At 69.7% G+C, this 7,223-nt stretch carries 6 protein-coding genes and 1 pseudogene; 4 read left to right on the top strand and 3 right to left on the bottom strand.

Annotation, left to right across the window (positions count from 1 at the left end; genetic code table 11):
- Positions 1–243 (top strand): annotated as a pseudogene (locus Raf01_RS40230) (glycogen debranching N-terminal domain-containing protein); the annotation flags it as partial.
- Positions 244–353: 110 nt separating this feature from the next.
- Here Raf01_RS40230 and Raf01_RS40225 read toward each other — a convergent pair.
- Positions 354–1,484, bottom strand: a complete 1,131-nt coding sequence (locus Raf01_RS40225; RefSeq protein ID WP_203923373.1) for a lactonase family protein — start codon at positions 1,482–1,484, stop codon at positions 354–356.
- Positions 1,485–1,644: 160 nt separating this feature from the next.
- Between Raf01_RS40225 and Raf01_RS40220 the strand changes: the two genes are divergently transcribed.
- The 3 genes from Raf01_RS40220 (at position 1,645) to Raf01_RS40210 (ending at position 5,289) form a co-directional block, all read left to right on the top strand.
- Positions 1,645–2,628, top strand: a complete 984-nt coding sequence (locus Raf01_RS40220) for a sigma-70 family RNA polymerase sigma factor (RefSeq protein ID WP_239134338.1) — start codon at positions 1,645–1,647, stop codon at positions 2,626–2,628.
- Between the two features lie 209 nt (positions 2,629–2,837).
- On the top strand, positions 2,838–4,229 hold the full coding sequence (locus Raf01_RS40215; protein WP_239134337.1) for an FAD-dependent oxidoreductase: 1,392 nt from the start codon (positions 2,838–2,840) through the stop codon (positions 4,227–4,229).
- Between the two features lie 193 nt (positions 4,230–4,422).
- The gene (locus tag Raf01_RS40210; protein ID WP_203923372.1) at positions 4,423–5,289 is read left to right on the top strand and encodes an alkaline phosphatase family protein; all 867 of its coding nucleotides are present in this window, start codon (positions 4,423–4,425) and stop codon (positions 5,287–5,289) included.
- 75 nt (positions 5,290–5,364) lie between these two features.
- On the opposite strand, the gene Raf01_RS40205 is transcribed toward Raf01_RS40210, so the two are convergent.
- The gene (locus Raf01_RS40205; RefSeq protein ID WP_203923371.1) at positions 5,365–6,231 is read right to left on the bottom strand and encodes an ABC transporter permease; all 867 of its coding nucleotides are present in this window, start codon (positions 6,229–6,231) and stop codon (positions 5,365–5,367) included.
- A complete protein-coding gene (locus Raf01_RS40200; RefSeq protein ID WP_203923370.1) occupies positions 6,228–7,157 on the bottom strand; it encodes an ABC transporter ATP-binding protein in 930 nt (309 codons plus the stop codon). The genes Raf01_RS40205 and Raf01_RS40200 overlap by 4 nt, the downstream gene beginning before the upstream one ends.
- Between the last annotated feature and the right edge of the window lie 66 nt (positions 7,158–7,223).

Raw genomic sequence — 7,223 nt, 5'->3', positions numbered from 1 at the left:
GGGGGGTATGAGCGCGACCTCACCCAGAACCCGATCCCGTATCCAACCGCGAACAGTCCACACGCCATGTCCACCGGCGCCACGTTTCTGTTGCTACGCGTCCTGCTCGGCCTCGACCCGTACGGGGAGGACCTCGTCGTGACGCCCGCCGTACCGGCTCGGTTCGGTCGGATCGAGCTGTTCGACATCCCGGGCCGCTGGGGTCGGATGGACGCCATCGGCACCCCGAGCCTGGAGGGGTAGGTCTGTGACGGCCCCTGGGTTGCGGCCACAGACCGCACCCGCGCAGCCACCGCTCGCGACGGCGCGACGCCGCCGCCCGGGGGCGGTGGCGTCGCGCGTGGGCCGCCGGATCAGGAGGCGACGATCCCCTCACCGCCGGTCGCGCCGGGTACGGTGACGGACCCGACCTCTGTCAGCGACCCGTCACGGGCCACCCGATACTCGTCGACGACGCCGGCCCCACCGGTCTGCGCGTACAGGTACCGGCCGTCGGGAGACACGGTCACGTCCACCGTGCCCGGGTCGGTGCCGGTGGTACCCAGCGGAGTCAGCGTGCCGTCCGGCCCACCCTGGAAGCCGGAGATGCTGCCGCTGCCGGCGTTGGACAGGTAGAAGTGCTCGCCGGCGACCACGATCCAGCAGGTGGCCGCCTGCCCGGTGGGCGTGCGGGAGGTGTTGGTGAGTTCGTCGTCGCGGCCGAGGGTGAAGGTGGCCGCGGCGTTGGGCCCGGCCTCCGCGACGACCACGTGGCCACGGGGATCGAACGCGACCGCGAACGGCACCGCGTCCGGATCGGAGTTGACCACCGGCTTGGTCGAGAGCCCACCGAAGCGGTCGACAGTGAACACGTCGATGTCGTTGCCGGCGGCCTTGGTCGTCACCAGCAGCCTGCTGCCGTCGGGCGTGAACGCGACCTGACCCGGCGTGTGGGTGAACTCGTTGGCGTCCGTGACCGGGACGAGCCCGAGGGCGCGGTTCCAGGTCGGGACGCGTACCAGAAGGCCGCCCACGCGCCGGAAACCCTGCAGCGACCCGCCGCCGCGGGCGTTGAGCACGTAGACGAGGTTGCCGTGTACGGCGACGCTGACCGGGAAGTCGCCGCCGGTCGAGAGCTGCTGGCGGTGCACGAGCCTGTCTCCGTGGACGTCGAAGACGCTGATGGTGTTGCTGCCGGCGTTGACGGCGTAGAGCAGGCCGTGGGCGCGGTCGTAGGCCAGCGAGCCCTGCGAGGCGAGGTGGTCGACGACGGAGCCGTTGAGTGCCCCGCCCCGGCCGCCGGTCGGATACGTGCCGGCCCGGCGCAAGCTGCCGTCGGCGCCCCGGTCGTAGGCGACGACCGCGTTGCCGTCGACGTTGTCGGTCTGAACGAACACCGCACCGGCGGTGGAGTGCGACGGCGATGCCGTGGCGGGCGCGGCGCCCAGCGCGGTGGCCGCCAACGCCAAGCCGGCGATTCCGGTGATGCGAGCGGTGGTACCCATAACTTCTCCTGTCGGGTTCTACCTGTCGGACGCATGGTTCGCGTCGGGCACGCGCGGCGTCTTACCCCCGGGCGCGCGACCACGCCGGCCGTTAAGGGGTCCGTAACATCCCGGCCCAAGTCGGGCCGGGTCTCGCCCGCGGGCTCGTAGGATTGGCGGCGTGCAATCGGCTGACACGACCGCAGACGGTGCCCCGGCGGAGCAGATCCCGGTCGGGGCGCCTTCCGGGCGTGGCGTGGGCGAGGAAACCGCCCGGTGGGTGGCGGAGTTGGCCGACCCGGGCCGCACCGGCGACCAGGCGCGGCGGGGGCTCCATGACCTGCTCCTGCGGGCCGCCCGGGCCGAACTGCACCGCCGAGGCGGACACCATCCGTTCAGCGGTCCCGAACTGGACGATCTCGCCCATCAGGCCGCCGACGACGCACTGGTGTCGATCATCACCAAACTCACCGAGTTCCGCGGTGAGAGCCGGTTCACGACCTGGGCCTACAAATTCGCCATTCTCGAGGTGTCGAACAAGCTCGGGCGACATTTCTGGTCCCGCAACCCGTCCGTCGCCCTGGACGCGCAGGACTGGGATCGGTTGCCCGACCGGTTCGGGATGCGCCCGGACGAGTACGTCCAACAACGCGAGCTGATCGCGACCCTGCGCCGCGCCGTCGAGGAGGAGCTGACCGAACGGCAACGGCAGGTATTCCTCGCGTTGGTCGTCAACGGCATCCCGCTCGACGCTTTGGTCGCGCGGTGGGGCTCGACCCGCAACGCGATCTACAAGATCATGTTCGACGCCCGACGTAAGTTGCGGGCGACGCTTGCCGCTAACGGATATCTGCCAGCCGCGGCACCATCGCCGGATGCCTCAGACAACAGGGCAGAAGACACGGCCGGAGCACAGAATCGGGGTGAGGCGACCATGACCGGTTGGGCGAAGCTGGAGCGGTTCCTGAACACCGATCCCCGGGACGTCGGCTGCGAGCAGGCGCTGCACCTGTTGCACGTCTACGCCGATCTGGCCCGCGACGACGCGTCCCGGGCCGAAGCAGCCCGCCGATACCCCGGAATCGCGGCGCATCTACTCGCCTGCGGGCCCTGCGGCGAGGACTACCGCGGCCTGGTTCTGGCGGTGCGGCGGGAGTGGTCCTGACGGGTACGCCCCTCTGCTGAGGCCGGTGTGAGCGTGGCCACATCACGGACGGGTAAGACCGACGCGTGCGCCGTCACATACAGAGGGGCCTCAGACCCGGCAGCCGTGCCTCGACGCCATCGACCGACTCCACCTCTGGCCAGCCCCGCGAGCCGGCCGCGCTCGTCACCGCCGCAGATCCGCTTGTAGAGATCGGAGACCTGAGTACCGTGAACAGCACCCTCGACGCCGACCTTCTCGTCATCGGATTCGGTAAGGGAGGCAAGGCCGTGGCCGCCAGGATGGGCCGGCTCGGCAAGCGGGTCGTCGTCGTGGAGCGATCCGCGCGCATGTACGGCGGCACCTGCCCCAACGTGGGATGCGTACCGACCAAGGGGCTCGTCCACCGTTCGCATCAGCGCCGACCGGGTGACCCGGCACAGGACTGGTACCAGCGGTCCGTCGGCGAAGTCCAGTCCATCCGGGAGATGATGCGGCACGGCAACCTCGACGCGTTGAACGGCATCGAGACGGTGACCGTCCTCACCGGGCAGGCCAGCTTCATCGACGCGCACACCGTCGGCGTCACGACCGCCGACGACCGTCTCACCGTCACCGCCGACACCATCCTGATCAACACCGGCTCCGAACCGGTCACCCCCGACATCCCCGGCCTCGCCACCAGCGGCCACACCGTGACGAGCACCGAGCTGATCGAGAGCACCACCCTGCCGCGGCGGCTGGCCATCCTGGGCGGCGGGTACCTCGGCATCGAATTCGCCTCCATCTACCGCGCCTTCGGCTCCCAGGTCACCATGTTCGAGCACGCCGCCCGGATCCTCACCCGCGAAGACGACGACATCGCCGCCGCCGCACACGGCATCCTGGCGGGCGACGGCATCGAGATCGTCACCGGCGCACAGGTGACGCGGGTCCGCGACGGTGAGCACGGCGCGACGATCGACTACGACACGGACGGCCGGCAGCACAGCGTCGAGGTCGACGCCATCCTCACCGCCGCCGGCCGCGTACCGGCAACTCGCGATCTCGGGCTGGACGCCGCGGGCGTGCGGACGACCGGGGCGGGAGCGGTCGAGGTCGACGAGTACCTGCGGACGAGCCAGCCGCACATCTACGCCCTCGGCGACGTCAGAGGCGGCCCGCAGTTCACGTACCTCTCGCTCGACGACAGCCGGATCGTCCTCGACCAACTCACCGGTGAGGGCCGGCGCTCGATGACCGACCGCGTCGTGGTGCCCCACGCCCTGTTCATGACCCCACCGCTGGCCACCGTGGGGATGACCGAGCGGGAGGCCCGCGAGGCCGGGCGCCGGGTCGCGATCGCGAGCCAACCCGTGGCGGACATCGTCGCGATGCCCCGGGCGTACGCCGTCAACGAGACCCGCGGCGTGATGAAGTTCGTGATCGACGCCGAGACCGACGAGATCCTTGGCGCCGCCCTGCTCAGCGTCGACGCCCAGGAAATCATCAACACGGTCGCGCTCGCGATGCGGCACCGGATCACCGCTGCCGAACTTCGCGACGCCGTCTACACCCATCCGAGCTCGACCGAGGCGCTCAACGACGTCCTCGCCACTGTCATCCGGGTCGACGAAGCGTAGACCTTCGAATCGGGCGGCATGCGCCAGATCCGGCCGCATTCGGCCCGGTCCTCGGTGCGTGTGGCGGGTACGGTAAGCGCGTGGCGCAGGAATTGGATTCGGCGGCTGTTCACGTTCGCGCGGTGACCGGACGGCCCGGCCGATGAGAGGTGCGTTCACCGCCAGGACCGGCCGGCTGCGACGATCGCTGACGATGGCAGCGGCGGGGATTGTCATCGTCGCGGTGGGCTCCTGCGGCTCGCCCGCCGGCACACCGTTGCCGACCGTGGTGCCGGCGCGGCAGGCCACGTCCGCCATCACGCCGCCCGCCGACGGCGTACCCGAACACATCGTCGTGGTGGTGTTCGAGAACAAAGGCACCGGACAGATCATCGGCAGTGGCAAGGCACCCGCGTTCGACGCCCTGGCCCGGCAGGGCGCGCTCTACACCCGCTCGTACGCGATCACCCATCCGAGCCAGCCGAACTATCTCGCCCTGTTCTCCGGCGGCACGCAAGCGGTCACGAACGACTCGTGCCCGCACACGTTCACGACGATGAACCTCGCCCGCCAGTTGCTCGACGCCGGCCGGACGTTCACCGGGTACGCCGAGGCATTGCCGCGCAGCGGCTTCACCGGGTGCACCCACGGCAGGTACGTGCGCAAGCACGCACCGTGGATCAACTTCACCAACCTGCCCGCGACCGTGAGTCAGCCGTACACGGCGTTCCCCTCCGACTTCACCGGGCTTCCGTCCGTGGCGTTCGTCTCCCCCGACCTGTGCGACGACATGCACGACTGTCCCGTCGCGACAGGAGACCGCTGGCTCGCCGAGCATCTGAGCGGGTACGCGACGTGGGCGCGGACGCATCACAGCCTGCTGATCGTCACGTTCGACGAGGACGACTCCTCCGGAGCGAACCTGATTTCCACGATCGTCACGGGGCAGGGTGTGGCCCCGGCTCGGGTCAGCGACCGCATTGACCACTACACGGTGCTGCGCACCATCGAGGCGTGCTTCGGTCTTGCCGCGCTCGGCGTCGCCGCCGCGCGGACAACACTGCCACAGGTCTGTCGGTAGACGGCGGCTGGCGTCGGCGGTTCCGGCCGACCGAGGCGCGATGCTCGCCGCTGGTGCCGCTGAGCCGCGGGGACCTTACGCGTCGCGTGTCGTGAACAGGAACGCGGCGACAGCGAACACCAGCACAGTCCATCCGGCGAAGACGCCGAAGCCCTGCCAGGCCGAGAGCAGGTCACCGGGCTGCGGCTGGGGTTGGATGACAAGCAGCCCGGCGTTGGTCGGCATGTACGCGTTGATGTGATGGCCCCAGCTGTCCGGCAGGAGCCCGGTCAGGTTCGACACGATGAGGACCAGCCCGAGCACAGCGGTGATGGCGCCGGCGGTGTGCCGCAGGATCGCGCCGAAGCCCAGGGAGAACAGGCCCAGCACGGCGAGGTAGAGCCCGGCGCCGACGACCGAGCGGCTGACCCCCGGGTCGTTCAGGTCGACTGGAACGTGCGAGGCGATGACCTGCCTACCGACGAAGAACGCGGCGAAGCTGAGCACCTCGCCCACGACGAGCATCAGCGCGGCGAACACCGCCACCTTCGCGGCCAGAACGGTCAGCCGCCGAGGCTGCGACTGCAGCGTGGAGCGGATCATGCCGGTGGTGTACTCGGCGGAGATCACCATGACACCCAACACCGCGACGACCAGCTGACTGATGAACACCGGCCGGGCCAGAATGACCTCCAGCGGGTGGTGCGCGAGGTTGGTCCGCTCGCCCGGATCGAGGCGGTTCCACCGGTTCATCAGAGCCCATGCGATCAACGCCATCAGCCCGACCGAGATGGCGGCCATGGCCACCAGCGACCACATGGTCGAGCGCACCGTTCGCAGCTTCGTCCACTCGCTGCGCAACTCGCCGCGCAGCCCGGCCCGGCCTCTTGCCGGGGCCAGCGGTGGAATCCGCAGCAGGGTGGTCGCCGAGTCGCCGACCGACCGTTCTCCGGTGCTGCTCATGCCGACACCTCCCGGCCTCCGGGAACCGCCGCGTGGTACTCGACGGTGTCCCTGGTCAACTCCATGAACGCCTGCTCTAGCGACGCCTGCAGCGGGGACAGCTCGTACAGCCGCACCTGGTTGTCGAATGCCAGGTCGCCGATGCGGTCCATGACGAGGCCGGAGATCAGCAGGGTGTCGTCCCCGTCCGGCGTCGCCGTGCCGCCCGCCCCGGTGACCACTTCGGTGAGCCTGGCCGGTTCGGGGGTTCTGACCCTCACCAGCAGCTCGGAGTTCTGGTCGATGAACTCCTGCACCGTGCAGTCGGCGATCATCCGGCCCCGGCCGATGACCAGCAGGTGGTCGGCCGTGTTCTCCATCTCCGACATCAGGTGGCTGGAGACGAAGACCGTCCGCCCCTCGGCGGCCAGCGACCTCATCAGGTTGCGGATCCACAGGATCCCCTCGGGATCCAACCCGTTGACCGGCTCGTCGAACATCAGGATTTTCGGGTCGCCCAGCAGCGCGGCGGCGATGCCCAGCCGCTGCCCCATGCCCAACGAGAACCCTTTCGCGCGCTTACCCGCCACCTCGGCGAGACCGACGAGGTCCAGGACCTCGCCGACGCGACGCTTCGGCAGGTTGTTGGTCTGCGCCAGGCACAGCAGATGGTGGTACGCGGACCGTCCACCGTGGATGGCCTTCGCGTCCAGCAGCGCGCCGACTTCCCGCATCGGGTAGTCCAGTTGCCGGTATGGTCTGCCATCAATGGTGACCCGGCCGCCGGTCGGCGTGTCCAGGCCCAGGATCATGCGCATCGTCGTGGACTTCCCGGCCCCGTTCGGGCCCAGGAACCCGGTCACCTGTCCGGGCCGGACGGTGAAGGACAGCTGGTCGACGGCGACCCGGTCCCCGTACCGCTTGCTGAGGCCCACAGCCTCGATCATGACGATAGCTACCTTTCGACGCAGCGATGATCGAGCCACAACCGGTGCCCACCCGTACGGTGGACC

The sequence above is a fragment of the Rugosimonospora africana genome (assembly GCF_016862975.1).
Classification (GTDB): Bacteria; Actinomycetota; Actinomycetes; order Mycobacteriales; family Micromonosporaceae; genus Rugosimonospora; species Rugosimonospora africana.
Note: the sequence above shows the minus strand (reverse complement) of the source record. Positions and strands in the feature narration are given on the sequence as shown.

What these genes read in the sequence shown, in the direction of transcription:
- Raf01_RS40205 (WP_203923371.1), bottom strand. Translation starts at nt 6,231, where the DNA reads ATGAGCAGCACCGGAGAACGGTCGGTCGGCGACTCGGCGACCACCCTG.
- Raf01_RS40200 (WP_203923370.1), bottom strand. Translation starts at nt 7,157, where the DNA reads ATGATCGAGGCTGTGGGCCTCAGCAAGCGGTACGGGGACCGGGTCGCC.
- Raf01_RS40225 (WP_203923373.1), bottom strand. Translation starts at nt 1,484, where the DNA reads ATGGGTACCACCGCTCGCATCACCGGAATCGCCGGCTTGGCGTTGGCG.
- Raf01_RS40210 (WP_203923372.1), top strand. Translation starts at nt 4,423, where the DNA reads ATGGCAGCGGCGGGGATTGTCATCGTCGCGGTGGGCTCCTGCGGCTCG.